Source organism: Sphingomonas sp. S-NIH.Pt3_0716 (genome assembly GCF_003950715.1).
In the GTDB taxonomy this organism is placed as follows: Bacteria; Pseudomonadota; Alphaproteobacteria; order Sphingomonadales; family Sphingomonadaceae; genus Sphingobium; species Sphingobium yanoikuyae_A.
Genome location: NZ_QLJK01000046.1, coordinates 1 through 26,290 on the forward strand (window position 1 = coordinate 1; position 26,290 = coordinate 26,290).

The window sequence follows — 26,290 nt, forward strand, 5'->3', positions numbered from 1 at the left end:
CCCGAAGATCCTGTGATAGCGTTCGTGCCATCCATGCTGGCCTCCTGCCACCAGCAGGAAGGCTGAATCACAACGGCGCCGCGAAGGGAATCCCTGACGAGTCAGATCGTGTGGAAACCGCTCTAATGCCCTTCAGGATCGAAATCACCATACGCTTTTCGTCGATAGCCCAATATTCGCCGACGCGGTTCGCGATAGCGGTCATCGGATCGTCACCCATCACGATGCTGGTCAGGTCCATGACCGACCAACCGTTCGCGCGGATGTTGGTGCGGGCCTTCAGTTCGCCCTGGGCGATGTTGCCGGTTTCGCCGCGCTGCGACTTAACGTCGCTGGGCACCTTGGATTCAGTCTGGGCCAGCGGATTCCAGAACGGAACCGAGGTCACGAGCGACTTGCCAGCGGCGCGGGCGCTCAGTTCGGGATTGGCAGTGATCAGGCCAGCGGCGCGATACGTCGATTTCTCGACCATGGCCTGGCTTGCGGTAGCCGAGAATTCCTTCTCGTGCTGAACGAGATTGGAAAGAGTAGTAGTAAGATCGACCATTCGGAATAAATTCTCCACAACATGGTAGGTTTGACCGGCAAACCTTCATGTTGCCGGAGGCGATTTTCTCGCCTCCGTTATTTATTCAGATGGTCACTTCGCTGCGCTCAAGTGAACGACTTGCCATGCGCCGAAGCATAAGCTGCCGCAGCTTCATGATTATCCGCCTTCAATTCCGCGTATTTCGTCAGGTTCCAGGTCGTGGGGAGAGAACTTGCCTTCGCCGTCGATCCGGTTGCACCGCCGCCGCTGTTCTTGGGTGCAGGATAATAGTGCTGCCCATCCTCGCTGGAGAGGAAAGCGGACATGTGATCCGCCAGGGACAGGTCGCCGACCATCGCCTGGCCATTCACCACGGCGGCGTCGGCCTTCATCATGGCCACAAAGCCCTTCGAAAGCTGCGGGAAAACACCTGCTTCGGCCATCTTCGTCGCGATGGCGTTGTCGATCAGCAGGGTCGAGAGATTGGCATCAGATGCGTCCAGCTTGTCCTGGAGCTTCTTGAGTTCGCGCGCATGGGTGGACTTCAGCGCCTCCACATCACCGGCCTTCGCGGCAGCTTCATCGGCGGCGTCCTGGGCAGCGTCGGCGTCATCTTTCGCCTTACGCTCGCGGTCGATCAGTTCCGAATTCTTCTTTTCGAGCCGCTTGATAGAATCCAGAGCCTTGGTCAGGTCATCCTGGAGAGTTTCGATAGTAACAGTGTCAGTCATTATTTGGCCGGGAGCCTCCTAAAGTTGCGCCGGGAGCGCGGTTGATGCTGGCGGGACCAGCAACAATATTTAGGAAGGCGAGCGGATTGGCCGGTTAATCGAGATCGCTCATCTCGATGTCACCCTGGTAAAGCGGATCAGAGACCGTCAGGGTGATGCTCTCGAAAATCCACGGATAGACATCCGGAAGATCATCGATCGGAATATCCACGACCAAGCGCTCGATTTCCGCAAGGTCAGCCCTGCTGATTTCAGCGCCGCGTTCGCGGATCAGGTCAGTGATGGTATCAATCGCGGTCATTCAGCAGCCTCTCGATGATATTTATCGCATCGGGATCGGCGAGATCGCGACGCCCCATCATGATCAAAGAGAAATTCTCCGCGAACCACTCGTGCGGATCGACGGTGGAATAGGTCGAAGCCTGCGCGGCGCGCGCGGCGGTGTGATCGGCAGTGACGCCGTGGAATTTCTTGGCCCATACCCGACCAAGTTCGATTTCCAGTGGAGGCAGGTTCGCTCGTGACCGTCTTCCTTCCTTTTTCCATGCCTGGTGCAAATGATGTGCGAACTCGTGATACAGGACATTGCGGGCACGATCGATGCCGGTGAAATAGTCAGCCGCATTGTAGGGACGTTTTGCAACGTCGTCACCAGGCCGCCAAGTGGAAGAGGTATCTTGTCCCTTCCGCTGGGCGGCCTGAGCTTTCTTCGCGGCGGTATTGAAGGCCTTGATCCTGGCATTGTAGGCTTTCGCCTGGTCGGAATAGTCATCGTAAACATCGACCCAGCGTGGGTCTGACGTGCCGATCCTCTTCAGTTCTGCTTTGATCTCATCGATCTTCGCCCGCATCGCCTCAAGCTCCGCATGGATCGCGTCCCGATCTGCGACCAGGGCCTTGATCACACTATCGGCATCGCCGCCGCCGACCTTGCTCGCCCACGCGTTGAAATAGGTGAAATTCACGCCCATCGACGCATCCCCCATATTACCCATGGTGCGGGCGCCGGAAATGGCGCGATATGCGCGGAGACGGGGAATGCCGAAGCGATCTGCCATGGCGTCGAGTTCGGGGTGGATCGCCAGGATCATGCTGGCCGCTTCGTCGCTGGCCTCCTTGGGGAAAGTCGATTTCCCCCACCCCTTCCCGGCCGTGCCTTTGAACTCTGCCTTTGCTTCGTGACGCGCGTCCGCAGCGCCGACCGCCAGCATCGCGTCGAGCGATTTCTGAGCCTGGAGACGCGGGATCACGACGATGGTGGCGTCTGTAGTGCGCGGATTGATCGGATCGAAAGCGGGTTGCGCCACCGGCTCCACAGGAGGGGGCGAGGCAGTCGAGCGACCATCACCCGCGAACTGTCGAAGTTCGGCGATCGATCGATATGAGCCGTCCTCCCGATATAGCTGGGCAAACGGCACCTCCCGCTCGCGAAACATCCGCGCGCGTTCGGCAGAATTGAAGATTTCCACCTGACGTTCCGGCGACTGGTTCCTGGCCCATGGCTCCAGGGTGGTGGTTCCTGGCACCTGGCCATCCATCGACGCGCGGTTCTTCGCAGACACTTCATCGCGATCGATGCCAAGCTCGCGGAAGCTCTTCGTGACCGGAATTTGGACCGTCCGACAGCGCGGGTGGAACGGCGGCGTAGGGTGCGGCTCATCGATCGGATAAACCTTCCCATCCAGGCTCTGACACTTCGACGATGTCCGCAGGTCGAGCGTGGCAAGGTTCTGGACGGATTTAATGACGTGGCTATTGGCCTTGTAGGTTTCCTCCCGCGCTTCGCTCGCAACCGTCGCGGTGGCGGTCAGCACAAGGGTCTGGGCCGACTGGCGGCTGATCTGAAGGATGCCGTCAGCATACTGCTTGGCTCGTGAACCACGGATCGCGGTGACAATCTGATCGGTGGTCTGTCCCTGGGTCAGTCCGATCATGACGGCCTGCTCGACCCGCGCTTGGCGCGCGTCTGACATTTTGCTGACCCAGCTTTCTAGCAGATGGCCATCGATCGGCGAGGTCGTCACCAGCGTCTTCAGGAAGGTTGCGGTTGGAAGATTCAGGTCCAGGTTGATGGGCAGCGCATTCGAGAGGGTCGCGCGCGCCCATTCCGCTTCGTAGATCGCCAGTTCCTCCAGGTCGGGCTGGAGACCATCCGCAACCTTCTTATAAACGCTGTCGTTTATGGCCTTCGTTTCCACGCGAAGCGCCTGGAGCCGCTTGGTCGTGGCAGGACCACGGTCATAGCCGCGCTCTTCAATCATGGCGACGCGCTTAGCGATCGTCTCCATCAATGCTTCATCGGAAGCGTTGAGCAGCTTGACGATCTTTTCCGCCTCCCCGCGCCCGAACTTCTGAAGATGGAGGGCGTGACGAATATGCTCGTCACGAAGGGCGGAATTCACAGTCATGTCGATATTTAGGTGATCAGCGGCGAGCGCTCACCGGCCGCCGATCACCGATGATATTTAGATCATCGCAGACGGCCGATCGGCCATGTCGGCGGCAATGGCTTCCTTCTCCTGCTCGAACGGACGTTTGAAATCGACGATCTCGCCATCCTGAAGGCAGCGATAGACCGTCTCATGAGAGATCACGCCAGCCTGGAATGCGGCGACCAGGGCGGTAATGTAATCCGAGGTCATGGGCACCGGCGAGAAATCGCAGTTCATCGCATAGGTGATCGGCGGCAGGCCAACCCAATCCAGCGCTTCATTCGCCGCTTCCTGGACGTGATCCGCCACGCGCTGGGCGACGGAAGCCAGGATCGAATTTTCACTGGCTCGACGGATTGCCAAGGTTTCCGCTGCCTCCGCTGCGGCCTTTTCGCTGGCCAACACGCGCGCGCCAATCGCGGCCATCTGCTCCGCAATATCGACACAACGCTGACGCAGCGCGGCGACTCCATTACCGCTGTGTTCGAGATATGCGACCTCTGCGTCCGGCGCAGCGAAGAACCATGCCTGCTCAACAGAGTTCGAGAGAAGCGGCCCGGCCTTGCCATCTTCGCTGACCGGCATCCCACGGCCCCAAATGATGGGATTGCCCAGATGGCGCAGGACATTGCAGTGCTGCGCGGACGCGCGATAGTGGCTCAAATTCATCAGGGCGATGTCGTCGGCCATTGCCTTGGAAGGGGTGACGCTACCCGCTTCGGTCGAGATGATGCGAAAGGGGATATAGTCGAAGGGCTTGTTATTCTTGAGCGGCACGATCGGCTCATCGGGCACCCATGCGCCTCCCTCGACCTTCCGGTGCATGATGATTTCATACCGGCCGTCGTTCAACAGCAGTTCCCGGACGCTCTTGCCATCCGGCTCCATCAGGCGGACGCGGGTGATGGTGAACCGATTGCGGATGACCTCCCGCTTCACTTCCAGGATGGATTCCGCGCGATAGACCGCAACGAACGGACGAAGGCCCATCTTGATTGCATCGGCTTGGCTGACATCGTCCTGGCTGACCGGGAAATCGACCAGGCGCCCGGTAAAATTGGTGATGAAGGTTTCCCGTAAGATTTCCCGACCAAGATCATCCAGGCCATATTCCATCGAGATGGTGTCGAGGATGGGCTGGGTGGTCTCATGCGCATCGACCGTGGGCGGCTTGCGCATAATCAGGCCAATGTGGCTCTCGACGGTGCGCTGCGCAGCGGGGAAGAAATCAACCGACGCCAGGTAACTCAGATATTGAGCGTTCGACTGGCTGGGCAGCTTCGGCAGATATTTCGCGCGCGCTTTTTTGACTGCGTCTTCACCCTGGATGACGGCGCGGTTGCGCGCCCAGCGGTCCAGGTGTTCTTTGATCTCGGGTGATGGGGATGCGATATCAGGCATCCCGTATTTAGATGAACCAGCGAACCACCGGGATCAGAAGCGCCAGGGCCGACAACACATAGCGACGATAGGCCACCGCGAGCGCCATCCAGGGATGACCACGGTCCAGGAACGCTTTCACCATGACGCTGGTGGGGTCGGGTCGTCGAAGCATAGATTCCTCCGCAGAACAAAATTCTGCTTCGGACGGCCCGATTCCCCGAAATCCCTCCGGGATGTAAAGCGTCGGATATTTTTGAAGTCCAGCCCTGTTAAAATTCTATTTTCGTCCCAGATACCCCACCCTCGATTCGCATCCCAGAAACGTTGGATTTCATCGGGCGAGAACCCTCGAACAGGAGACCATTATCACCAGATGTGCGTCAGGTTTGTCGTTGTCACGATCCTTGGTGGCGCCGGTGCTTCTGCGAGTTCAGTGATCGCCCACACCAGCGCATCCAAACGGTCAGGAGACCCTTGTTTCCTGCGGTCGAACGACGAGTGGAAGGCGAACATCTGCCTCTCCAGCACTGGGAATTCGCCGCAGTGGTGGACCCGACCCTCGCTGTAGAGCGCGCTGATCGGTTCGGCGCGGATCACCTTGCCACGGGAAGCGTGGACCAGCTTCACCGAGACGTTTCGACTGGCATGGCGTAGGGTCTCCGACACCATCAGCCCACCCTGGTTCGCCTCTGCCACGATGCGATCGGCCTCCCAATCGGTGTAGGCCTGAACCGCAGCGGCGGCCCACTCTTTTGGCGCCCCCTTGAGCGAGTAATCGGCCAGAACATAGTAATCGCCATCGGCACCCTCCCCCGCTACCACGATACCGGTTTCGTCGCTGCCTTCATGGCTGCTGATCGCAGGATCGACCGCGACCACGATGCGACGGAGATCACTGGGGGCGTCGGCGATCCGGTGTTGGTTGACCACGGACGGACGGAAGAGGCTGTGTTCACGCTCGTCGCGCCAGTAACCGCTGACGAACCGCTGAATGTCGGCGTCGGAGCCGTCCATCAGACCTTCGCGGTAGCTCGAAGAAACGTGCGTGGCATCCTCTGCCAGGTTCATCTGGAGGCTGTCCCAATCCTGCGGATCGCGGAGCGGGACGTTCCTGGCGGGGTTCATTTTCGCGATCCAGCATTGATAGGTGTAGTGCGTTTTAAGATCGGGGTTGAGATCGCTGAAGACGATCGGACGCATCCGGCGACCCGATGAAGTCAAGGTGACGCCAGAGAGACGCGATTTCAGGAACGTGTAGTCATCATACTCAAATTCAGTGCATTCGTTGAGCCAGATGGTCTCATATTCTTCGCCCAGAATTCGATCTCGATTATGCTCTTCCACACCGCCGAATGAAATGATCGACCCATTCGCGAGGGTGATCGTCATATCGACGCTGTTGATCGTGCAGTTCTTCGGATTGGCAAGAAATTCCCGGCCGAACGTCAACTCGCACGCTTTTGGAAAGGCCAGCTTGAACAGCGTGGCGCGCGCGGCGGTGGCAGTTCTGCGGAAGATACCGTGCTTCGATCCAGGCGCCGCCATGGCGCGCATCAAGATGATATAGCTGATGACGATCGATTTACCGGATCGTCCACCACCATAGAAAAGCAAGTTCGTAGCGTCGGACGATTTGACGAGATCGATCGCACTCTGCTGGAGCGGAATGGGCTGAAAATTGGAGGTTACGGCTTTCACGCCGGTATTTATTTGAACCCGCGACGATCAGCGGCCGAAGCTCGCTCCAGCCATTCTCAAGCGTTTCAGGAGGTCGGCGCCACGGTCTGGCCACGATCCGACCAGGTGCAGCAGGAGATGAAATTCCGATGCGGACATGGCGCCTTTCGCGCGGTTCGCGGCGGGACTGGCGAGGCACAAATTCGAGAGATCATGCGATCCGCCGCGATCGAGCGGGATCATGTGATCGACGTGGAGGTCAGCGATGTCGAGCAATTCGCCGGTATAGCTGCAATGCGGCGGCTGTGCGCGGAGCCAGGCTTCGAGTTCATCGGTGGAGGGCCTGGGGAGATCGGGCGCTCGACGGCCCATGCTGGAGCGCAGATTGCGGGCGCGATAGCGGTATATGTTGGCTTTGGCGGCGAGCGTTGCGGCAGACAGTGGGCGGGATCGTTTCGGCACCGACTATTTAGGGCCAGCACCAACGACACTGGCCCCTGGGGTTGCTCTCGCTTGCTCGGTAGCAGGGTATTTAGGCGACCAGGGCGGACGTGTATCGCCCACCGATACTTTTCACTTGTATCGGGTATCGATACGCGATACACCCTTTCTCAAGAAAGGAGTGCGACGCGATTAATATCATGACGATTAAGCACAAGGCTTTGGAGCGGCTCTTCGCCGCGAAGCCGGGTGCAGCAGTTAAGGGACTTGACCCACTGGCTGCGAAGAAAATTCGCCGAATGGTGGCGGTGCTGGAGGCTTCGGATCACCCGAACGAACTGCGCAACGATCATCCAGGGTGGAACGTTCATGAACTGACCCCAGGGTCACCTGGGAAATGGGCATTGAATGTGACGGCCAACTACCGGTTGACCTTCAAACTAGAGGGGAAGGAAATCTTCGACCTCGACTTTGAGGACTACCATTAAGGCCGGGGAGGCTTCGGCCTCCCCCAATAAACAAAACAATGATTGCCATGACTACATTTATAAACACCATTTGATATAGATACTGGAGACTGATCCTATAATGCCTTATACTCTCGCCTATCCGGTTCACCCTGGAGAGATTATCCGAGAGGAAATTTTGCCACGGTTTGGACTGAACATTACCGAGGCGGCAAAGCGGCTTCACACCGCGCGCCCCGGTTTCACCAATGTGTGCAATGAGAAGAGCGGAGTGAGTCCGGAACTTGCATTGAAGATTGAACGCGCGTTCGGATATTCCGCAAGGAGGTTGGTTACTATGCAAGCCACTTACGACCTCGCCAATGTGCAAGAGGTCAAAGGCGACATGCTCTCGTCTATCCAGCGAGTGCCTGAAGTCGCGTGAGGTATCCCGTCCTATGAGGTAGGATAGGACAGGATAGACTTCTTTGAATTGCGTCCACTCAGGGGGAGTCAGGGATAACCTGGCTCCCCTTTTTAGCGGCCCCACTCAGTGAGAATTTTCGCAGCCCCACTCGGGTCGGCTTTGATCCGGTAAATCGTCTGCCTGGACAGTCCGCTCTCATCCGCGATGGCGCTCACGCCATCGCCCTGGGCCACCATTCTAGTTACGATTTCAAGCTGTTCTTGGGTGTAGCTGGGCTTGCGCCCCCTATACCGCCCCAATGCCTGCGCATGGGCGATACCAGCCTTCTGGGCGGCCTTCAGCGTCTCTGCCTGGCTCTCTGCCATCGCCGCGAGAACGGCTATCATAGCGTCTCTCAGGGCCTTCTGGAGGGGGTCTGTGGTGGACCCGTCGAAGGTCATGTTATTGATGACGGTGCGGACAATCACGCCCCTACGCATCAGCAGGAGCATGGTGTCGGTCACGTCCGAATAATCGCGGCCCAGGCGGTCGATCCAGCGAACCACCAGGGTGTCGCCATGCCGGAGCATATCGGTCAGACGCTTGCCCTGGGGACGATCAGCGAGCTTGGTGGAAACGCCGCTAACGCCGTGGTCAGCAACGACTTCGTCAAAAGTGAATCCGGCCTTTTCAGCCTGGGTGATTTGGTGGTCCAGCGTCTGCTCTGCGGTCGATACTCGCGCGTAAAATATCGTCTTCATGTTGGGTGTCCGTAAAGGTTCTGTCCTTATTTATCACTGTCCGTTGCTCCGGGTCAATTTATACGGACAGGAGAACGGACGATTGTCCGCTGTCCTTTACGGCATACCCTTACGGACAATCAGCAGAACGTGTCAGCATCGGTCGGCATCATGTAGGCGACCGCCTGGCGAACATCCACCTGATGGCGCGGCGAGAAAGCCTCGCGGTTGAAGCGTTCAGCAACCCACTTGATATAGTCCATCTGGAGACGGCGAGCTTCGATCGTGTCGGTCGAATAAAAGGCGACGTTATAGCCAATATCCACCATGGCGAACGCAGCATCCTGCTTCGCAATCTCCCAACGCTCCTTATATTCCGGATGCTCGCGGACGAACTGCCGAACGGTGTTCGACGATAGGCCAAGCTCTTCACAAACCGCAGTGAGAGTGTCGCCGCCGCTGATCCGGGCCATGATGATCTCCATGTCCGGCTCCCGCACCTTCCGATTATAGACGGCAGGCGTCATCTGGGCGCTCGCCAGGTCTGCCACAGCCTTCAACGCAGACGCATCCTTGGCTTTGATTGCGAGCGAACGCTTCTGGGGACCGGTGAGGCCCGCCCCTGGGGCCATGGGTTTTTTCGACATGTGGTATTTATGTCACGCATGGACCATGTGTGCCGAAACCCATCTAGCGCGGGGCGTGTCTCACCAATGGCGGCGTAAAACACCCGACAAGATCACGCGCCCCATCTCGTATTTGCGGCCGATTTTAGGTTCGCCTGGTGAACCACTTCGATCAGATTTGCGCACTTGGTCACGGTGAAGAAATATTTCTCATCCTCTGGATCGCCGTAAACGAACTCGTCCCCCTCCCGGACACGCTTTCCATGAAACTCCATAGTCTCGTAACGTTCTTCACGAAACTCTTTGCCAAGATCGATATTCTTGGTCGTCTGCGGAAGGATCACTAACGGATAGGAATCACTTGCGCGCCCAAGCGATTTCCATTCGCCGAAATAACGTAGGTTGGGCACTACACGATCTTCAATATCCGTTAGAACGTCGATTACAAGAATGTTTTCTTTGACCCGATCGACCATTTCACAGCGAACCCAGCGCACAAAATACTCCGTAACAATGAATGACCGATCCATATTGAGCGAAGACGTAGCCATCGCCAATTTTATTTTGATATCAGCGGCGCAATTCGTTCGATCCTGCTGACATTTTTGCGCAAGGCTGCTACCCGCGTCATGCGACCCGCCCTGGAACGACGGTTTCATGGCATTATGGCGAGATCATTGAAAAATGGTCTCGCCATTTTAACAGGCGGGGTTCAGCTACGCGTTCGCAATGAATCTAGCCTGGTTGATGATATCAACGTGGGTCGTATTGTGCGGGCTCGCGCGAGAACCAAAAACCTCAAACTTGAATTTCCGCCTCTCATTACCACCAAGAGATGAGATGAAGCTGATACCGCCTTCGTAAAATCTTTCTCTCTTCAGATTTTCTCTTTGAACTGAAACCGTCTCGATGATCTTCTTTTCACCGGCACCAATAGGAATCACTTTGGAATGGCCGGTCAGCAAGCCTGAACTTTCATCTTTTTGTGCGATCCACGCGCTCCCAAACAAAGCGGCAACGCAAGATGTGCCGCCGACATTCGTTGCTACAACGTCGAATCTAATAATGGTTGTTTCATAACGAAAGTTATCCAGGTCTATAACCGGATTAGCTCGCTCCACCTCAATGTAGGAATCTTGCGTCGCTCTCGCGGCTATAGCGCCCATCCTGGCATACCAAGCCGCAGAGGCAGCAGCGATCAAGGTAACTATGCCAAACACAGCGCCGATTATCGCTATTAGAGTTTGACGATACGAAAGCTCGACAGAGGCAACGGATGCGTCGGCTGACCTCATCGCCTGAATGATTTCCTGATATTTCTCGCGCTCCAACGCCATATCACAGCGATATTTCTCGTCCGCCGCATCCAATTCAGGCAATTTGCTCAGGCGCGAAGGAGTGCATTTGGCGGCCCCTGGATAATAACTCTCGTCCCGCTCATATAGCCAATCGTGCGTCGGAAGTTCAGGGTATCTTGGAAACGCGAACGCTGCGCCAACCACAGCAACAATAACGACGCTCACGATAGCTACGGCGAACTTGCCCTCGCCCTTAATCATGCCCCACCCCCATCCAAATTTCGTGGTCTTTGAGCTATGAGATTTCAACAACCTAAAGCCGAAAGCAAGTCGATCGACTGGCCATTTCCATCAGGCGGCCTCTTTCGTCCTGGTGAGCCACTGCCCGTCCACCAGTTCCGACAGGCGCTCGATCTGACCTTCCTGCCCGCCGAAGACCACCAGCATCAGCGGAAATGGTGCGCCTGGTAATGGCCCCTGCTTCGTCAAGAAACGAATGCGGCCACGGATCAGCAGAATGTCGGCGATCTGGATCAGTCGGTCATGGAAATATGCGCTTTCGCTACGAGCAGGCACCAGGCAAACAATCGTCTTCGCCCTACCCGCTGACCACTCTTCGTCGGCCTTTCGGAGCCATTTCAACATCGCGCTGAAGGGCGGGTTCATCCACACCGTTCCGGCGCCCCATGGCTCTGCCAGGCCGTCACCACCGTCCTGGAGGCAGATGCGGCGCTTGGTGACCACCGGGCTATCAGGATGACCACAGGGGTCGAGATCGATCGATCCGAACGCATCATATATGTGCGCCATCAATGAGGGTGGCGTGAACCGCGCGTCCTTATCTTGCGCCTGGGCGATGTTCCAGTGGATGCGTTCCGGCTCTCGCGCGCGAGCATTCTGGCCCACGATGGCCCAATACTTCATCAACGCTGCGACAGAGGCCTCGCCGCGCTCGATAGACGCCAGGGTCGTCCTGGAAATCGCCGCTCGTTCAGCGGCCTGGACCATCGTCCAGCCCAAATTCTTGCGACGGGTGATAAGCTGCTCGGTGAAGGATCGACCAGCGGCAAGGCCAGCCACGCGATATTGCAAGGCATCCATGACGCGGATCAGCAATGGCATCGTCCCGACACCGTTTTCCAACCTGGCAACGGCTTTGACGTTAACACCCAGGCCTTCAGCGATTTCACGTTGGGTCAGCCCCTTCGACCGCCGCGCTTTTCGAATTTCATCCAGCAACATCGGGGCGCGAATGGCCAATCAAAGGAGGTATATCAAGCCTCTAGATCACGTGATCAGAATGTGGGGTATCGGGAGGACATATTCTGCACAAGCAGGCACCAGGCAAGCGTTAGAACAGAATGTGGGCGATCAGGAGGACACATTCTGATCATCGTGGCGCCCGACCATCACCTGGCCAGAATATGGGGTGCCAGGCGGACACATTCTGATCACGTCTGAAAATGACGCCAGGATCGTCTCCCCGGCGCCCGCTGTCCCCTAATCGTATCACCCCACCCTTCGCCAGATTGATGCATCTGGCGGACGGGGGTTGATCGTTTCGGTATCGTCAGGATAGACGGTTGCGCCTTCATTTTTAAGGGAAAATCGGAATGATCGAAATTCAGGAAGTTCGCGTCAAACTGGACAGTGGCGAAGACATTGAATGCTATCTCGAAGATCACCAGGGCGCATTTGGCGGCGAATGCATCTTCCCGCCCGCCTCTCCAGCCCAGTGGAAATCTCTGATCCGCAGCGTCAGCGCGTTCCCCACTTCGCAAGAATGCTACGAGTGGATCATCGACACCGTAGCGCGCTACGCCGGGAAGCGCGGTGCCGCGATCGTCGAGATCGACAATCCATGCAACGCACCATTCATCAACAAGGCCGATCAGCAGGCGGTGCTTTCCGCGAAGAATATTGCTGCGCCGGTGCTGGTGAACGGCGCATAATACCACGGGCGTAATGCGCCAGGTCGGCGCCGGGGATACATTCTCTTAGCTCTTCATGGGCGGAGCCGACCTATCTTATAGAAATTCATCCATGGCGGTTGCCGGGAGGGGATATATACCTCTAAGGGTATATCCCCGACCGCGCGCACAACCGCGCGCACCTTGGCGCACCGCGCGCATGGCGGTTTTCTGCGGGTTTCAGCATAACCGTGGCGCACCGCGCGCAGACCGCGCGCAAATCTCATGTGAACCGTGGCGCAACCGCGCGCACTTCAAACCCACGGTTTTCCGCCATTTCTTGCGAACATTTGCGCGCGGTGCGCCACGGTTCCCCCATTTTGAGGGGAACCGCGCGCAGAAAGAAATTGGTCGTTTTCACGACGAGTGATAATAATAGATCATCTGAAACGCACAGAAAGTGACGCCGATGATAAATAATTTTGCTCTGGACGACCATCTGAGCGGGTATCGAGATAAATATAGACGCAAGGCGGGATAATAGCTAATCTCTGACTTGTAGTTACTTCTCTATAACGCCCCAAGGAATGGTCGCCTTGGGGCGTTTCGTTTATAGAGAGTAACAAAGTGACCGACCTTAATTCTGAAATACTGAACGCATGCGCCGATATTGGCGTTGATCTCAATCCCGACACTACCACCCCGGCAACCGCTGCCCCGCCCCTGATGGCTGGGTTGATGACCGCCGAAGACGCCTGGCACGTCGATGTGCCCGACCGCGAATGGATCGTGGAAGGCCTGCTCCCGGTGGGCGTGTTGACCCTGCTGACCGCTCCTGGCGGCGAGGGCAAAACCCTCTTGGCACAGCAACTCGCCACCTGCGTTGCCGCTGGAACAGCCGCCCTTGGCCTGCCCACCACCCAGACCCCTGTCCTGGCGCTCTATGCGGAGGACGATCGTCACGAACTGACCCGCCGCCAAAAGTCCATCCTTCGCGTGACTGGCATCGATCCCGCTGATGCGTCCTGCTCACATTACAAGAGCCTGGTTGGAGACAATGCGATCCTGGGCCATTCCAACCGCGACGGTAGCTATTCCCCCTCCGATCTCTTCGAGCAAATCCGCGCAACCGCACTGGCGCTGAAGTCGCGCTTCATCATCCTCGACAACGTCACCCAGATGTATTCCGGCGATTTCAATGACCGGACCCAGGTGACCGCATTCCTGCGGCCACTCGCCAACCTGGCCGCTGAAATCAACGGTTCGGTGCTGCTGCTGGGCCACGTCAGCAAGGCCGAAGACTCCACCTATGCAGGATCGGCGGCATGGCACTCTGGCGTTCGATCGCTTCTGACGATCAAGCGCGGCCTTCACACCGCAGAGAACCGCCGCATCCCCGTCGGCGCCACGATGGAGCGCGACTATCGCACCGTCACGCAGCACAAGGCCAACTACAGCGCCGGTGGCACCGCGCACGTTTTCCGCTGGCACGAAGGCGCGTTCGTCGCTTCGCGCGCGGACGATGAAGTGGTGGATGATGCCAGCCGCGAAGACATTTTCTTGCGCCACCTCGCCAGCCTGACCAACCGAAAGATGGCGGTATCGGCATCGCGCAACGCTTCCAACTATGCACCGAAACTCATGTCTGCGGAGTTTCGTGCGTCCCGCACGCATATGGAGGATGCGATGGAGCGCCTGATCGACGAAGGCCGGATCGACCCTGATGTCGAACTCCCGTGGCATCGGTCGCGCGGCAAGATCGCCCGTGGCATCGCTGTTCGCCAGTCCGCCCCGGCGCCTGTGAAGACCGACCCGATGGCCGACCTGTTCGCGAAGATCAGCCGGAGGGCCGATGCATGAGCCTGACGGTCCTTCACAGCACCTACGCCGACAAAAATCTCGCCAAGACCCTTACTTGGGACGGAGAGATTTGGCACAAGCGTGACCACGATAAGGTTTTCTTTCACGACATCGTCCCCGCCGACGATGTCGATGACCTGGAAGAGTTGTCCGCTTCGCTGATGGTGCTGGAGGCCTTTCCGGAGGCCTGCATCATCCGTGGAAAATTGACCGCAGGGACGCCAGATGAAGCCATCCGCCGACTATCGGTGGACGACGATTCTGGCACCGATGATGGCATTTTTGGCGCCACCTTTGAGGATCAGCCGCTCCGGTGGGTCATGATCGACATCGACGATCTGGAGGCCGAACCTTCCTGGACGCCCGCCCAGCGGATCGCGCGCATCATCTCCACCCTGCCCCCCGCTTTCCGTGGTGCGGACTTTCATCTCCAGTGGTCATCGCGCGCTGGTTTGGACGGTTGGAAGACCATCCGCGCCCATCTCTGGTTTTGGTTGTCCGAGCCGGTCACGAGCGCCGATCTTAAAGCCAGGGCTAAGGACGAGCGGTGGAAAGAGGACCACGGCGTGGACACCAGTCTCCTTCAAACGGTCCAAATTCACTACACCGCCGCGCCCGTCTTCAAAGGCGCCGACGATCCGCTCCAGGGCGAGCGCAGCCAGCTTATCCTGCTCAACCGTCGCGAAGTCACCCTCCCGCCATGGTCGCCATCGGTGGAGGAATATCGCCCGACCGGCCAGCTTACGCCTTTCTCCATGGTCGATCCCACGATGGAAAACAGGATCACCAGGTGGGTCGAAGCGGTGGTCAACCGCCGTTGCCAGTCAATCATCGACGCGCCGAATGGCGAGCAGAACAGCAAAATCTACAGCGCCGCGCGGATGCTGGGCCAGCTTGTGGGTGGAGGAATTCTTGATCACCAGGCGGCCGAAGAGGCGCTGTCAGACGCCGCAGCCGCAGGCCACCATCCTCGCGATCGTGCGAAGCCCACCATCAAACAGGGCCTGAAGCGCGGGATGCGTGAACCGATCTACGGGCCACCCGCACAGTGACCCGACCCCATCTCATCACACAGGAAATATACAAGTGACCTATATCGAAATCATTGAAGACATCACCCGCCGCCACCCCTCCCTCTCCCTTTATGGCTTTGGCAAGGGCGATCATGAATGGCTGACCCCGCGCAACGAAGAAGCGTTCTGGGCGGCGGTTCAATACGCCCAGACCCTTCGCGTGTCGAAAAGCTATCCGACCCGTTTCGCAGCGACCAGTTATGGTCTGAAGCATGATGTCGAGGCCATCGCGACGGCGAGGGGCCAGCATCTCTATTGCGCCAACGGGATCATGATCGCGGCACTGATCTACGAGGAAATTCCGTTCAAACTTTGCCGCGATGGCATCAACGCCGTCCCCCGCGTCGCCGCGTCATCTCGCTTCTCGACGATGGACCGGCAGGGTCGGCGGAAGATCGACTGGCGCATCGCAGCCTGAACAAAAAAAACGCTCCAGGCCAATGGAGGGCGCCTGGAGCGTTGAAATAGTTAGGAGTCAAACTTCTTGAGTAGAACGCGAGGCGAGCAAGATGTGAACACCAACCTCGCGCCCCAACCTATTTAGTATATAGCACAACATGCGATGCACCTATATTAATCGTCATCGCCCATGATGTTTTGATAAATAATATCGTGAACATCATTGGAGCATATCATGTCCGAGCGACAAATATGCGCAGCATTGCGCCGCCATTATCCCAACATTTCGTCCGCCGATTACGCCGAACTTCAGCGACTTCGCTTCATAGTGCTGGGGGCGGATGAAACCGTGCGCATATCGATGGAAGAAGCATTCCTCGATTAATATCGCCAAGAAAATTCAATCATAGTATTATCAATGATGGGGATGGCCACGATGGCGAACCCCATACCAAGGAGCAAGATGAAACCCTACCACCTTAACGACCACTATTCGCAGACCACTATTCTGACCGATGAAGACCTTCTCGACTTCGAGGATGGCACCCGCACCATCGACAGTTTCTTCGGTCCCCATATCATTTTCTATTGCGAGGACGGTGGCGCGATCGTCCAGCACAACCGTAGCTGGGTCAACGCTTTGATCGGCTCGTGGGACGATCTCCGCGACGCCGAAGACGCCTACGCCCTCGCCGCCGCAGAATATGTGCAGAACCGTCAGGTCGCCGATGTCGCCCAGCATTATGCGGGAGGTCAGGCATGACACCCGCCGAACTGCATTTCATCAAAGCCGTGCTGATGGCGGCAGGCGTCATCTACTTCTTCGGCTACGCTTGCCTTCGCCGTTTCTGCGACGATCAGTCCCGCGCATATTTGGAACGCTGGGGCCGTCGCTGCGGGAAAACCGCCGCCCTGCTGGTCTGGACGAGTATCGGCTACAGCCTGGCCGCCTGGCTGACGGGGGTGTCGGCATGATCCGCGACCTCCTTCTCCCCGTCCCTTCCGCCATGATCGAGGAAGTCCACGTTCCGAGCAGCGAATTCGGACTGGGCAAAAATACGGAGCGCCGCCTTCCCACGGCAATTCACGACTGGCTGCTCGCCAACCCGGACGGCATCGAAATCGTCATCCAGGACGGCTGGCCTTACGTCAGCTTCCGCGATGATACCGTCGCGTCACTGTTCTGGTTCCGATGGTCCGATGAAATCACGGCCGGTCGCCGCGCCGCCTGGCAGGAAACCCAGCACTCGATCGACAATGCGGAACTTGAGATCGCCAAAATTGATCGCGATCTGGAAAGAATGCAGGATTGGCCTGACGCAGAACCCGACCCTGCCGAAGCCGCCAGCATCCGGGTAAATCTGCAAGAGATGGCAAACACGCGGTCGGTCTGGATGGCCCGAAAAGCGTCGTGGACGGCTGACCTGGAGCTTTGGTCGTGAGCGCCGCCGCAGCGGCAGCCAAAGCTGCCATGTCCGCTAATGCCGCATCGATCAGCGCCGCCCAGGCGAGCGCCTGTCATGCACGGTCGTCCGCATCGTCGGCAGCGCAGGCATCATCTTCTGCGTATGCAGCCTGGTCGGAGCCTGACATCATGAAGCTGGTCCGTCGCGAGGCAGAATTTCAGCAGGCTCGTTTTGACTGGCTGTCCGCCCACCCGCTCGCCCACCCCATCAATCCACCTGTGTTCGCCGACCTCAAAGAGCGGGAAGATTGGTCCAAGGAAATGGACCTTCCGCACCACATCGAGTTCAGCCAGCACATCCCGTTCATGATTTTCGAGACGTTGGAGGATTCTGCAGTTTATCGTCTGCGCTGGGGTGATCCGTCATGACCGTCATTGACCTCCCTCTTTATCGCGCCACGGCCAAACCCTCCCCGACAGGTTGGGTCTGGTTCGATCGCAATCCCACCCTCGACCTCCACGCTATGGTCGAATGGCTCCAGGAAAACGTCCGGGGCGGCGGTGACGCGGAGATAGTCCGATCGGAAAAAGTAGCTCGCTTCACCTTCAAGGACGATGCGGACGCGGCGTTCTTCAAAATGCGCTGGTGCTGACGATGGAGATCATCACCTTCGCCCAGGCTCCGGCCGATGACGTTCCGACGATGATGCGAAAGCTGGCAGATGAAATTGAAGCAGATGGTGAAACCGAAACCATGATCGCGGTCGAGGTTCGCCGCGATGGCTCCCTGGAGGTATATGGCTGGGGCGACGACCCTGCCCTGCCTGGCGCGATTGGTCTGCTGCACATGGCGATCAGCAAACTCACGAACATGGCGGACGATGACGATGAATGACGACGATAGTGACATGACCCTGCTCGCCAACGATCCCGGCGAGCGCGCCGCGTTCGAGACCGCCATCACGCGGATGAATGCAGGCCATAGTGTGGAGGTCGATCCGGCGACACTGGAGCCGATCGAATTTCATCGCGTCACGCTGCTCGAAGCGTCAGACGGACAACCGGAAGGCGCGAGTGGCACGGTTGTTGACGCGAGCGAATGCGGTCGAGCCTGGATCATCGAATTGGACGATCCAGACGCACCGGTGATCTATGCGCTGAAGGAGTCGTGCGAAATCGTCAACGCAGATGCTGAGCCATCGCGTTGATCACCGGACCCGCACTCGGACCACCCCTAAATTTTCTGAAAATGGCTGTTTACAAGTGACTACGATGTAGTCATATGCAGTCACCAGAGGGGCGGCCAAACGCCCCGAGTTTAGACGCCTAGTTTCAAGCCATAGTTCACCAGAAATTTTCAAAACCATCTTTTGAAAGCGAGTGAACCAATGACCCTGAAGACCATTTTCACCCAGACCCCGCACGCTCTGGCCGCCAACCCGACGGTCTACCTCCACCCCGACTGTCCGATCGATATGCTGCGCAAGTGGTGCGAGACGTTGTGGGACGACCAGGAAATCGTTTGGGTGCTGAGTGAGCCGGTCAACGCGAATGCCGTGCTGTATTTCGCAGAGCCGATTTACGCGGCGATCACATACGCGACCTGGTATCAGTATATCCTGCGGGTCGAGTAAGGAGCCTATGAAGAAAGATCACGTCGTCAGCGTCCGCATGACCGGCGAAACCAAAGCGGCGCTCGACCAGGCCGCGAAGGCCGATGATCGGCCGGTGGCGCAATATTTGGATCGGGTGATCACCGGCCACCTTCGGAAGGAAGGCTGGCTGAAGGATAAATAGGAAGGCGGCTTTGAGCCGCCCTCCCGTAAAATTGCTCAAGCCCCCACGATCGCGAGACCGTGGGGGCTTTTTATCGCCCAAACAGATATTATTGACGATCTTCAACTATTGCTATAGCGGCGATATCAGAAAGGAGTGCAATAGTGTCAGACATCACGGATCACCCAGAACGGGCGATGCAAGCGTTCGCGGAGGACGCCTTGGCATTGCAGACGGCAACCGAACGGCGCGACTACTCCGCCGTCCACTTCGCCATTCTCCAGGAAATCACACAGGCACCCAATGGCGCCACTCCAAGCGATCTAGCGGCGCGGTGGAATTCCTCCCCGACCGGCATCAGCAAAATCCTGGCGTCTATGGACAGGCTCGGTCACGTCTCCGCTGTTCTAGATGCGAGAGATCGCCGCATCCGAAGATACTTCGTGACTGATGCTGGCTTCGACCTGGTCGAAAAATGGTTCGTTGCGAAAGGCTTCTCGCGTGATGCGGTCGCGCCCTACCGCGCCCAACTCGCTCTAACCAACCCATTCTTGAAGAAAGGAAAATCACGTGGCTAGGGTCCGCACCGTCACCATCACAAAGCGCGTCAACAAATGGGAGGCAAGCTACAGCTTCAATGGCCGCCAGCGCTACAGCTTCGACGACGAAGGCGCCGCGATCATCTGGGCCAAGCAGGCAGAGGCTGACATGGCCAAGGGCCTTGCACCGAAGCCGCCCGAAGGCCATCAGCCTGGCAAAGGCCAATGGACGCTCCAGCAGGCCGTCGATCACGCTGCGCAGAGCCATTGGAATGGCAAGGCTCCGACCGAAACGAAAATGGTGCTTCGCGCGCTGGGCGCTGCCACGAAGGTCGCTTCTATCGACGTGCTGATGGCCGAGCGCGGATTGCGCGAACTCCAACTTCAGCTTGGTAACAGTCCGAACACCACCAACCGTCGCCTCTCTGCGTTGCGCGTGGTGCTGAAAGAAGCCTATCGCGCAGGCGTCATCTCATCGGTGCCTTTGTTGAAGGCGAAGGAGATCGCCAACGAACGGTCGTTCAGGATCAGCCCCGCGCTCGAAGCCGAGATGCTGACCTGGGCAGTGGCCAAGGACACCGCGTTTTACGATTTTCTCGTCCTTTCGCTCTACGGCGGCCAGCGGGCTTCTCGCACACTCCATATTCGCCTGGGCCAGTCGTCCGCCTCGACAGCGGATGGCTATATCGAAGATGAACACCTCTGTTTTCCGAAGTCGAAGACCCAGAACAAACATGTCAGGACGACGGCGGTCCCTTTCAGGCCGATCATCGAAGAGGTCATCAACCGCCATTCCGCGACGAAAGGGCCGACCGACCGCATCTTCGAAACGCGGACCTATAAGTGGGCCTACGAGACGTGGGTCAAGATGAAGGCGGACCTGATCGATCATCCGGATGTGATTGCGCAGAAGCGTGATGGGGAGCCGTTGGGTCAGGATTTCACGATCCACATCCTGCGTCACGAATTCTGTTCGCGGCTGGGTGACGAAGGATACAGCGTCGCGGAGATCATGGACTACAGCGGCCACAAGCTGATCAGCCAGTGCGACCGTTATGTGAAGCCGCAGCGCGTCGCCCGTCGCGCCAAATTGGCTCGCCAGGCTGGCGCTTTGCCGATCGGTCTTCCTGGTGGCGAAGTGCCCGACTATGCCCCGACCCGTCCGGTCGTCCGTTTGGTGCCGAAAGCCCCTGCCCCGACCATCGACACGAGCGCTTTGAGCGCAGACGCGCTGGCGATCTTGGAAGCGCTCAAGGCTGCTGGCCTGGGTGACGTGGCAAATACGATCACCGCCACTGTGGCAGCGAAGAAAGCCTGAATTACAGGGCTTTTAGAAGGAGGATTTAGATTTTTCTAATCTACGTGCCACGTGGCACCGGGCGTGGCAGAACCTGCCACACGGGATTAGATTATGTGACGATTATCAACTAATTCGACCCAAATCTGCGGTTTTTCTCCCACGGTTGGTCTAGCGGATTAGACTTAAAATCCGCCTCCCCCTGGGAATATGGGTTCAAGTCCCATCGTCCGCACCAGGCGGCTTTTCTCGACAATCAGAAATCGGCGCTGATCAGCGCCAGGCGATCGAGCGCCAGCATTTCCCGGCGGGTCGGATGTTCGGGATCGTCGGCGCCCAGCCACAGCCTGACCAGTTGCCCCTCCTCCATCCGCGCCAGTTCGGACGCAATCTCGACATCGGCCGTGGGGCTCATGCTGCGGCCGCATGCGCGGGCATTGATCTGCGCCGCAAGGGCGGCATTCTTGCCGGCCAGGGCCTGCTCGACCCTTGCCCAGATCAGGATATCCCCGGCACTGATCGGCGCATCTTGCAGCGGTGCAGCCATCATTCCCATCACCATTCGTCCATAGCAAATCCGACCGCCCTTCTAGCGCCGCCGATTTTGCACCGGGATGTCCGGAAAATTACAGGCCGGTAACGCAAATGTCACATCGCCCTGCGCCCGCCTGTGCCGGCGATTTGCCCGGAATTCTTTTGGCAAAAGGCTGGCATTTCCGTGCGTCACCCGCAATGATGCCTCATGACCGATGCAATCAATCCGCAAAGCTTCAGCAACTCCCTCGTCATCCTGGGGGCTGCGGGTCTGGTCATTCCCGGTTTCGCCCGCTTCCGCATCAGTCCCGTCATCGGTTTCATCCTGGTGGGACTTGCCGTCGGTCCGGCAGGACTTGGCTCGCTGGTCGGCCAATATCCCTGGCTCTATCATGTCACCATCTCCAATCGGGCGGCGATTGAGCCATTTGCCGAACTGGGCGTCATATTATTGCTCTTCTCCATAGGTCTGGAACTGAGCTTCCGGCGATTGTGGAGCATGCGCGCGCAGGTGTTCGGCGTCGGCGCGACCGAATTGCTGGGCAGCGCCGCGCTCATTGCCATGGGCCTCTATCTGCTGGGCCAGCCGACCGCCGGCGCAATCGGCCTCGGCCTTGCCCTCGCCCTGTCCTCCACCGCCGTCGTGCTGCCGATGGTCGGCACCCAGAGCGCCGTCGGCCGCTCCGCCTTCTCGATGCTGCTGTTCGAGGATCTGGCGCTGGTGCCGATCATCTTCATGCTCGGCGCGCTGGCGCCATCGGTCGCGACCAGCCCGGACGCCGCCTGGAACGAACTGGTGACCACCCTGCTCAAGGGGGGCCTCACCATCGCGGTGATGCTGGTCTTCGGCCGCATCTTCCTGCCCCATATCTTCCGTCAGGCGGCACGCACCAAGAGCCCGGAAGTCTTCCTCGCCGCCAGCCTGCTGGTCGTCATCCTCTCCAGCCTTGCCACCTCCATCGCTGGCCTGTCGCCGATCGTCGGCGCCCTGCTCGCGGGCCTGCTGATCGCAGAGACCGACTATCATGGCGAGGTCGAGGTGATGACCGCGCCGTTCAAGGGCCTCGCCCTCGGCGTCTTCCTCATCACCGTGGGCATGAGCCTGGACCTGCGCGTCATCCTCGCCAACTGGCCCAGCCTGCTGCTGGCCGTGCTGGGCGTCGTCGTCGCCAAGACGCTAGTGACCGGCCTGCTTCTCTATTTCTCGGGCGTGCGCAAGGGCGTCGCGCTGGAAGTCGGCGTGCTGATGTCCAGCCCGTCGGAAACCACGCTGATCGTGCTGTCGGCGGCCGCCGCGGCCAAGCTGATTCTCCCCTCCACCGCCGCCTTCTGGCAGATCGTCACCGCCATCGGCCTCACCATCACGCCGCTGCTCGCGCGCTTCGGCCATGACATCGCCCAGCGGCTGGAAAATGCCATTGGCGAGGAACGGGTCGAGACCGAACCGGACCAGACCGAGGCGGCGGCCGTCGTCATCGGTTTCGGCCGCGTCGGCCAGATGGTCTGCGACCTGCTCAAGACCCATGGCCAGCGCTTCATCGTCGTCGAATCCGATCCCGACGTCGTCGCCGAGGCCCGCCGCCTGGGCTATCCGATCCTCTTCGGTGACGTCGCGCGCGCGGAAATGCTCGACCGCCTGCGCCTCGGCCATGCCCGCGCGCTCATCCTGACGATGGACGATCCGGTCCTGTCGGTGCGCGTCACCAAGCGGGTGCGTGGCTGGGTGCCGGACCTGCCGATCATCGCCCGCGCCCGCGACGCCGATCATGCCGCCCAGCTCTACAAGGCCGGGGCCAGCGACGCCGTGCCCGAAACGCTCGAAAGCTCGCTGCAACTGGCCGAAACCGCGCTGGTCGACCTCGGCGTCGCGATGGGACCGGTGATCGCCTCGATCCACCAGGCGCGCGAGGATCTGCGCGTCGGCATCAAGGAAGCCGCCCAGCTCCAGTCTGCGCCCCGCCTGCGCCGCCTGCGCCAGGACGAGGTGCCCTGAGGGCATCGGCCTTTCCTATTTCGCCTGTCTCTGTTCTATCCTTGCCGATGGAACGCACTCACCATATCGCGGCTGATCGGCAGTGACTGTTGCGTCGCTGTCGTCTGGCTGTCGCTTCACTGTCGCGTCGAAGGCGCGTGGCCGTGACCCGATTGTTACGTCACTGTCGCGTCGGTGGCGCGTGGCAGGCGCGTTTCCGGTGCAAATGGCCCAAATCCATGCTGACGACACTGTGAACTTCGACTGTCGCGTCGCCGCGTCAGCCCTGATGCACTTCGGGCGGGCTGAATACCGACCAGCCGGTCCGCCGCGCCAGCATCTCCAGCGCTTTGGTTCCCAGCGCGCTGTTGCCGCTGGCGTTGAGGCCCGGCGACCAGACCGCGATCGCCGCGCGGCCCGGCACGATCGCCAATATGCCGCCGCCCACGCCCGACTTGCCGGGAATGCCGACCCGGAACGCAAAATCGCCCGACGCATCATAATGGCCGCAGGTCAGCATCAGCGCATTGATGCGCCGCGCCCGGCTGGGCGACACGACCCGTCCGCCCTCGGGATGGCGTCCGTCGAGCATCAGGTAACGGCCCGCCAGCGCCAGTTGCCGGCAACTCATCTCGATCGCGCATTGATGGAAATAGCTGCCCAGCACCAGATCGACCGGATGACGGACATTGTTGAAGGCGCGCATATAATTGGCGAGCGCCATGTTGCGATAGCCGGTCGCCGTTTCCGACGCGGCAACCTCCTCATTGATGCGGATCGTGTCGTCGCCGGCCAGATAGCGGACGAAGCGCAGCATCTCGCCGATCGCCACGCGCGGCTGATGCCCGCCCAGATTGACGTCGGCCACCACGATCGCCCCGGCATTGATGAAGGGATTGCGCGGGATGCCATGTTCCTGCTCCAGCTGGACGATGGAGTTGAAGGCATTGCCCGACGGCTCACGCCCGACCCGGTCCCACAGCTGGTCGCCGACCTTGCCCAGCGCCAGCGTCAGCGCGAACACCTTGGAAATGGACTGGATCGAAAAGCCGGTGTCAGCGTCGCCGCCGGTCAACAGCCGCCCGTCGGCGGTGGCGATGGCGACCCCGAACTGGCCGGCATCCACCTTCGCCAGTTCGGGAATATAGCTGGCAACAGTGCCCCGCTCCGTCTCCTTGGCCATGGCGGCCACGATATCGTCGATCAAAGCTGTCAGATCCATGGCAGCCTCTTAGAGCCTGATTCAAAAATCGCGAAAGGGCGATTTTTTGGGTACGGTACCAGCCCGCGCCCCCGCCCAACCGCCCGATCCAGTGTCATCCTGTCGGGTGGTTGGGCGGGGGCGCGGGCTGGTACCGGCTTTCTCAAACGGAGATTCAGCCAAACAGCCAGTGGCCCAGCATCCGGTCGAACGGGAAGGTGAAGAAGCCGGCGATCAGCAGCGCGCCCGTCACCATGCCGCGCACCGACCGGCGATGGCGCTTGAGGTCATGGCGCCGCGCAGACAGCACGATGATCGGCACCTGGATCAGGGTGAAGATCGACAGGATATGGATGATGCTGAACCGACTGCCCGGCCCGTGCAGCAGGAAACTGTCAAGCGCGGTCAGGAACAGCGCGCCGCTCCACACCCAGCCCAGCCAGCGATGCCGCCCGTCGCCACGCCGCCGCAACAGCATCACCGGCGTCAGCGCCAGCGCGACCAGGATCGTCAGCAGATGGAACCAGACGAGGCCCGGCACCTGCCCCCACTGCCCATGCCCCCGCCCGATCGCGGTCAGCACCACGGCGAGCAGGATGATCGCGGCGACCGCCAGAAACCGCTCGAAACGATCTGGCGCGATACCCTTGGGCTGCGACGATATGCTTGCAATGCTGGCCATATATCCCCCTGAACCGCACCCTGTCAGGCGCGCAGGGGCCGGTCAATCAGTTGCGGACAGCGCCGCGTTGACCGCGCCGATGCGCCGACGGACCACTGCGGTCAGTTCCTCGATCGTCGACACCTGTTCCACGCCATAGCGGGCGGCGGTGATGTCGACATTGCCCTTGCGCCAGAAGCCGTCGGGACAGAGCACGATCAGCTTTCCGCCGCGCGCATGCAGGCCCATTTCCAGCAGGCTGACCGGGCTCTGCGTGCCCGGCGCCAGATAGAGGATGATGATGTCGGCACTGTCGAGCGCGGCCAGTTCCCACTCCACCTGCTGGCGGAAATGCGGCTCGCTGGCTTCGGGCTTCCAGGCCGGGTTCCAGTCGGCCCGGCGCGGGTTCAGGATCGTCACCTTCTCGTCGGCCAGCGCCGCGATCATGTCGCGCTGCCAGTCGGTCGCCTTGCCCATGTCGATGCTGCCGCCCAGGAACAGGCGCGCACGATCATGCGCGGCCGGCAACGGCTCCGGCGAGGTGATGGTCACCGCCTCCCCCGCCCGCGCCGTCATCGGCAGGGCGAGCAGACAGGATGCAAGGATCAGGCGCAGCATGGAAATGGAAAGGCGCACTTGTCGCGCACCTCCCCCTGTCATCAGGCCGGAACGCTGGCGAGGGCGGCCTTGACCGCGTCGATCGCGGCCTGCGCCTTGTCGCCATCGGGGCCGCCGCCCTGGGCCATGTCGGCACGGCCGCCGCCGCCCTTGCCGCCCAGCGCCTCGACGCCCGCACGGACCAGATCGACCGCGCTGAAGCTACCGGTCAGGTCGTCGGTCACGCCCACGGCAATGGTCGCGCGGCCATCGACCACGGCCAGTACGGCCGACACGCCGCTACCGAGCGTCTTCTTGTTGCCGTCGACAATGCCGCGCAGTTCCTTGGGGTCGAGG

The 26,290-nt window shown here is 59.4% G+C and carries 38 protein-coding genes; 19 read left to right on the forward strand and 19 right to left on the reverse strand.

Features of this window, described 5'->3' with window-relative positions:
* Positions 1-67: 67 nt before the first annotated feature.
* From BRX37_RS23905 to BRX37_RS23935, 8 genes are all read right to left on the reverse strand, one after another.
* Positions 68-547: a hypothetical protein gene (locus tag BRX37_RS23905; RefSeq protein WP_125989828.1), complete on the reverse strand. Its 480-nt coding sequence runs from the start codon at positions 545-547 to the stop codon at positions 68-70.
* 107 nt (positions 548-654) lie between these two features.
* Positions 655-1,260 (reverse strand): hypothetical protein, encoded by a 606-nt coding sequence (locus tag BRX37_RS23910; protein WP_125989830.1) that lies wholly within the window; start codon positions 1,258-1,260, stop codon positions 655-657.
* Between the two features lie 94 nt (positions 1,261-1,354).
* A complete protein-coding gene (locus tag BRX37_RS23915; protein WP_125989832.1) occupies positions 1,355-1,561 on the reverse strand; it encodes a hypothetical protein in 207 nt (68 codons plus the stop codon).
* On the reverse strand, positions 1,548-3,668 hold the full coding sequence (locus BRX37_RS23920) for a minor capsid protein (protein ID WP_125989834.1): 2,121 nt from the start codon (positions 3,666-3,668) through the stop codon (positions 1,548-1,550). The genes BRX37_RS23915 and BRX37_RS23920 overlap by 14 nt, the downstream gene beginning before the upstream one ends.
* 57 nt (positions 3,669-3,725) lie before the next feature.
* Complete coding sequence (locus tag BRX37_RS23925; protein WP_125989836.1) at positions 3,726-5,093, reverse strand: DUF4055 domain-containing protein; 1,368 nt, start codon at positions 5,091-5,093, stop codon at positions 3,726-3,728.
* Between the two features lie 7 nt (positions 5,094-5,100).
* On the reverse strand, positions 5,101-5,247 hold the full coding sequence (locus BRX37_RS26925) for a hypothetical protein (RefSeq protein ID WP_164522520.1): 147 nt from the start codon (positions 5,245-5,247) through the stop codon (positions 5,101-5,103).
* A gap of 194 nt (positions 5,248-5,441) precedes the next feature.
* The gene (locus tag BRX37_RS23930; protein ID WP_164522521.1) at positions 5,442-6,773 is read right to left on the reverse strand and encodes a phage terminase large subunit; all 1,332 of its coding nucleotides are present in this window, start codon (positions 6,771-6,773) and stop codon (positions 5,442-5,444) included.
* A gap of 27 nt (positions 6,774-6,800) precedes the next feature.
* On the reverse strand, positions 6,801-7,124 hold the full coding sequence (locus BRX37_RS23935) for an HNH endonuclease (protein ID WP_125989840.1): 324 nt from the start codon (positions 7,122-7,124) through the stop codon (positions 6,801-6,803).
* Between the two features lie 269 nt (positions 7,125-7,393).
* On the opposite strand from BRX37_RS23935, the gene BRX37_RS23940 reads away from it, so the two are divergent.
* Both BRX37_RS23940 and BRX37_RS23945 read left to right on the forward strand, forming a co-directional pair.
* Positions 7,394-7,681, forward strand: a complete 288-nt coding sequence (locus tag BRX37_RS23940) for a type II toxin-antitoxin system RelE/ParE family toxin (RefSeq protein WP_125989842.1) — start codon at positions 7,394-7,396, stop codon at positions 7,679-7,681.
* Between the two features lie 100 nt (positions 7,682-7,781).
* A complete protein-coding gene (locus BRX37_RS23945) occupies positions 7,782-8,084 on the forward strand; it encodes a HigA family addiction module antitoxin (protein ID WP_125989844.1) in 303 nt (100 codons plus the stop codon).
* Positions 8,085-8,176: 92 nt separating this feature from the next.
* Here BRX37_RS23945 and BRX37_RS23950 read toward each other — a convergent pair whose 3' ends face one another.
* The 5 genes from BRX37_RS23950 to BRX37_RS23970 form a co-directional block, all read right to left on the reverse strand.
* Positions 8,177-8,806, reverse strand: coding sequence for a recombinase family protein (locus tag BRX37_RS23950; protein ID WP_125989846.1), 630 nt, complete (start codon positions 8,804-8,806; stop codon positions 8,177-8,179).
* A 119-nt stretch (positions 8,807-8,925) separates the two neighbouring features.
* Positions 8,926-9,432, reverse strand: a complete 507-nt coding sequence (locus BRX37_RS23955; protein WP_125989848.1) for a terminase small subunit-like protein — start codon at positions 9,430-9,432, stop codon at positions 8,926-8,928.
* A 92-nt stretch (positions 9,433-9,524) separates the two neighbouring features.
* On the reverse strand, positions 9,525-10,070 hold the full coding sequence (locus tag BRX37_RS23960) for a hypothetical protein (RefSeq protein WP_125989850.1): 546 nt from the start codon (positions 10,068-10,070) through the stop codon (positions 9,525-9,527).
* 57 nt (positions 10,071-10,127) lie between these two features.
* Positions 10,128-10,970, reverse strand: a complete 843-nt coding sequence (locus tag BRX37_RS23965) for a hypothetical protein (RefSeq protein WP_125989852.1) — start codon at positions 10,968-10,970, stop codon at positions 10,128-10,130.
* Between the two features lie 90 nt (positions 10,971-11,060).
* Positions 11,061-11,951, reverse strand: coding sequence for a DNA N-6-adenine-methyltransferase (locus BRX37_RS23970; protein ID WP_125989854.1), 891 nt, complete (start codon positions 11,949-11,951; stop codon positions 11,061-11,063).
* 371 nt (positions 11,952-12,322) lie between these two features.
* On the opposite strand from BRX37_RS23970, the gene BRX37_RS23975 reads away from it, so the two are divergent.
* On the forward strand, positions 12,323-12,661 hold the full coding sequence (locus BRX37_RS23975; protein WP_125989856.1) for a hypothetical protein: 339 nt from the start codon (positions 12,323-12,325) through the stop codon (positions 12,659-12,661).
* 241 nt (positions 12,662-12,902) lie between these two features.
* On the opposite strand, the gene BRX37_RS26930 is transcribed toward BRX37_RS23975, so the two are convergent.
* The gene (locus BRX37_RS26930) at positions 12,903-13,118 is read right to left on the reverse strand and encodes a hypothetical protein (protein WP_164522523.1); all 216 of its coding nucleotides are present in this window, start codon (positions 13,116-13,118) and stop codon (positions 12,903-12,905) included.
* Between the two features lie 128 nt (positions 13,119-13,246).
* Between BRX37_RS26930 and BRX37_RS23980 the strand changes: the two genes are divergently transcribed.
* The 15 genes from BRX37_RS23980 (at position 13,247) to BRX37_RS24040 (ending at position 20,989) form a co-directional block, all read left to right on the forward strand.
* Positions 13,247-14,479 carry an AAA family ATPase gene (locus BRX37_RS23980; protein WP_125989858.1) on the forward strand — a complete coding sequence of 411 codons (1,233 nt, stop codon included), beginning with the start codon at positions 13,247-13,249 and terminating at the stop codon, positions 14,477-14,479.
* Positions 14,476-15,531 carry a hypothetical protein gene (locus tag BRX37_RS23985; RefSeq protein ID WP_125989860.1) on the forward strand — a complete coding sequence of 352 codons (1,056 nt, stop codon included), beginning with the start codon at positions 14,476-14,478 and terminating at the stop codon, positions 15,529-15,531. The genes BRX37_RS23980 and BRX37_RS23985 overlap by 4 nt, the downstream gene beginning before the upstream one ends.
* 34 nt (positions 15,532-15,565) lie before the next feature.
* The gene (locus BRX37_RS23990) at positions 15,566-15,970 is read left to right on the forward strand and encodes a hypothetical protein (RefSeq protein ID WP_125989862.1); all 405 of its coding nucleotides are present in this window, start codon (positions 15,566-15,568) and stop codon (positions 15,968-15,970) included.
* A gap of 216 nt (positions 15,971-16,186) precedes the next feature.
* Positions 16,187-16,336 carry a hypothetical protein gene (locus BRX37_RS26935; RefSeq protein WP_164522524.1) on the forward strand — a complete coding sequence of 50 codons (150 nt, stop codon included), beginning with the start codon at positions 16,187-16,189 and terminating at the stop codon, positions 16,334-16,336.
* 78 nt (positions 16,337-16,414) lie between these two features.
* The gene (locus BRX37_RS23995; RefSeq protein WP_125989864.1) at positions 16,415-16,714 is read left to right on the forward strand and encodes a hypothetical protein; all 300 of its coding nucleotides are present in this window, start codon (positions 16,415-16,417) and stop codon (positions 16,712-16,714) included.
* Positions 16,711-16,926 (forward strand): hypothetical protein, encoded by a 216-nt coding sequence (locus BRX37_RS24000; protein WP_125989866.1) that lies wholly within the window; start codon positions 16,711-16,713, stop codon positions 16,924-16,926. Before BRX37_RS23995 ends, BRX37_RS24000 begins: the two co-directional genes overlap by 4 nt.
* Positions 16,923-17,393 (forward strand): hypothetical protein, encoded by a 471-nt coding sequence (locus BRX37_RS24005; RefSeq protein WP_125989868.1) that lies wholly within the window; start codon positions 16,923-16,925, stop codon positions 17,391-17,393. The genes BRX37_RS24000 and BRX37_RS24005 overlap by 4 nt, the downstream gene beginning before the upstream one ends.
* On the forward strand, positions 17,390-17,785 hold the full coding sequence (locus tag BRX37_RS24010) for a hypothetical protein (protein ID WP_125989870.1): 396 nt from the start codon (positions 17,390-17,392) through the stop codon (positions 17,783-17,785). Before BRX37_RS24005 ends, BRX37_RS24010 begins: the two co-directional genes overlap by 4 nt.
* Entirely contained in the window at positions 17,782-18,009 is a 228-nt protein-coding gene (locus tag BRX37_RS24015) for a hypothetical protein (protein ID WP_125989872.1), read from the forward strand. The genes BRX37_RS24010 and BRX37_RS24015 overlap by 4 nt, the downstream gene beginning before the upstream one ends.
* Before the next feature lie 2 nt (positions 18,010-18,011).
* Positions 18,012-18,251, forward strand: coding sequence for a hypothetical protein (locus BRX37_RS24020; RefSeq protein WP_125989874.1), 240 nt, complete (start codon positions 18,012-18,014; stop codon positions 18,249-18,251).
* Positions 18,244-18,564, forward strand: a complete 321-nt coding sequence (locus BRX37_RS24025) for a hypothetical protein (protein ID WP_125989876.1) — start codon at positions 18,244-18,246, stop codon at positions 18,562-18,564. The genes BRX37_RS24020 and BRX37_RS24025 overlap by 8 nt, the downstream gene beginning before the upstream one ends.
* Before the next feature lie 180 nt (positions 18,565-18,744).
* On the forward strand, positions 18,745-18,990 hold the full coding sequence (locus tag BRX37_RS24030; RefSeq protein WP_125989878.1) for a hypothetical protein: 246 nt from the start codon (positions 18,745-18,747) through the stop codon (positions 18,988-18,990).
* Between the two features lie 37 nt (positions 18,991-19,027).
* Positions 19,028-19,153 carry a hypothetical protein gene (locus tag BRX37_RS27490; protein ID WP_318276905.1) on the forward strand — a complete coding sequence of 42 codons (126 nt, stop codon included), beginning with the start codon at positions 19,028-19,030 and terminating at the stop codon, positions 19,151-19,153.
* Between the two features lie 143 nt (positions 19,154-19,296).
* Positions 19,297-19,710 carry a MarR family transcriptional regulator gene (locus BRX37_RS24035; protein ID WP_125989880.1) on the forward strand — a complete coding sequence of 138 codons (414 nt, stop codon included), beginning with the start codon at positions 19,297-19,299 and terminating at the stop codon, positions 19,708-19,710.
* A complete protein-coding gene (locus BRX37_RS24040; RefSeq protein ID WP_125989882.1) occupies positions 19,703-20,989 on the forward strand; it encodes a site-specific integrase in 1,287 nt (428 codons plus the stop codon). Before BRX37_RS24035 ends, BRX37_RS24040 begins: the two co-directional genes overlap by 8 nt.
* A gap of 235 nt (positions 20,990-21,224) precedes the next feature.
* On the opposite strand, the gene BRX37_RS24050 is transcribed toward BRX37_RS24040, so the two are convergent.
* Positions 21,225-21,518 carry a hypothetical protein gene (locus tag BRX37_RS24050; protein ID WP_010337112.1) on the reverse strand — a complete coding sequence of 98 codons (294 nt, stop codon included), beginning with the start codon at positions 21,516-21,518 and terminating at the stop codon, positions 21,225-21,227.
* A gap of 192 nt (positions 21,519-21,710) precedes the next feature.
* On the opposite strand from BRX37_RS24050, the gene BRX37_RS24055 reads away from it, so the two are divergent.
* Positions 21,711-23,495, forward strand: coding sequence for a cation:proton antiporter domain-containing protein (locus BRX37_RS24055; RefSeq protein ID WP_125989884.1), 1,785 nt, complete (start codon positions 21,711-21,713; stop codon positions 23,493-23,495).
* A gap of 259 nt (positions 23,496-23,754) precedes the next feature.
* On the opposite strand, the gene BRX37_RS24060 is transcribed toward BRX37_RS24055, so the two are convergent.
* The 4 genes from BRX37_RS24060 to BRX37_RS24075 form a co-directional block, all read right to left on the reverse strand.
* Complete coding sequence (locus BRX37_RS24060; RefSeq protein ID WP_125989886.1) at positions 23,755-24,696, reverse strand: glutaminase; 942 nt, start codon at positions 24,694-24,696, stop codon at positions 23,755-23,757.
* Between the two features lie 154 nt (positions 24,697-24,850).
* Complete coding sequence (locus tag BRX37_RS24065) at positions 24,851-25,357, reverse strand: DUF2306 domain-containing protein (RefSeq protein WP_125989888.1); 507 nt, start codon at positions 25,355-25,357, stop codon at positions 24,851-24,853.
* 42 nt (positions 25,358-25,399) lie between these two features.
* A complete protein-coding gene (locus tag BRX37_RS24070; protein ID WP_125989890.1) occupies positions 25,400-25,954 on the reverse strand; it encodes a nucleoside 2-deoxyribosyltransferase domain-containing protein in 555 nt (184 codons plus the stop codon).
* A gap of 41 nt (positions 25,955-25,995) precedes the next feature.
* Positions 25,996-26,290 (reverse strand): DHHA1 domain-containing protein (locus BRX37_RS24075; RefSeq protein WP_318276907.1); only part of this gene is annotated, 295 nt, incomplete at its 5' end.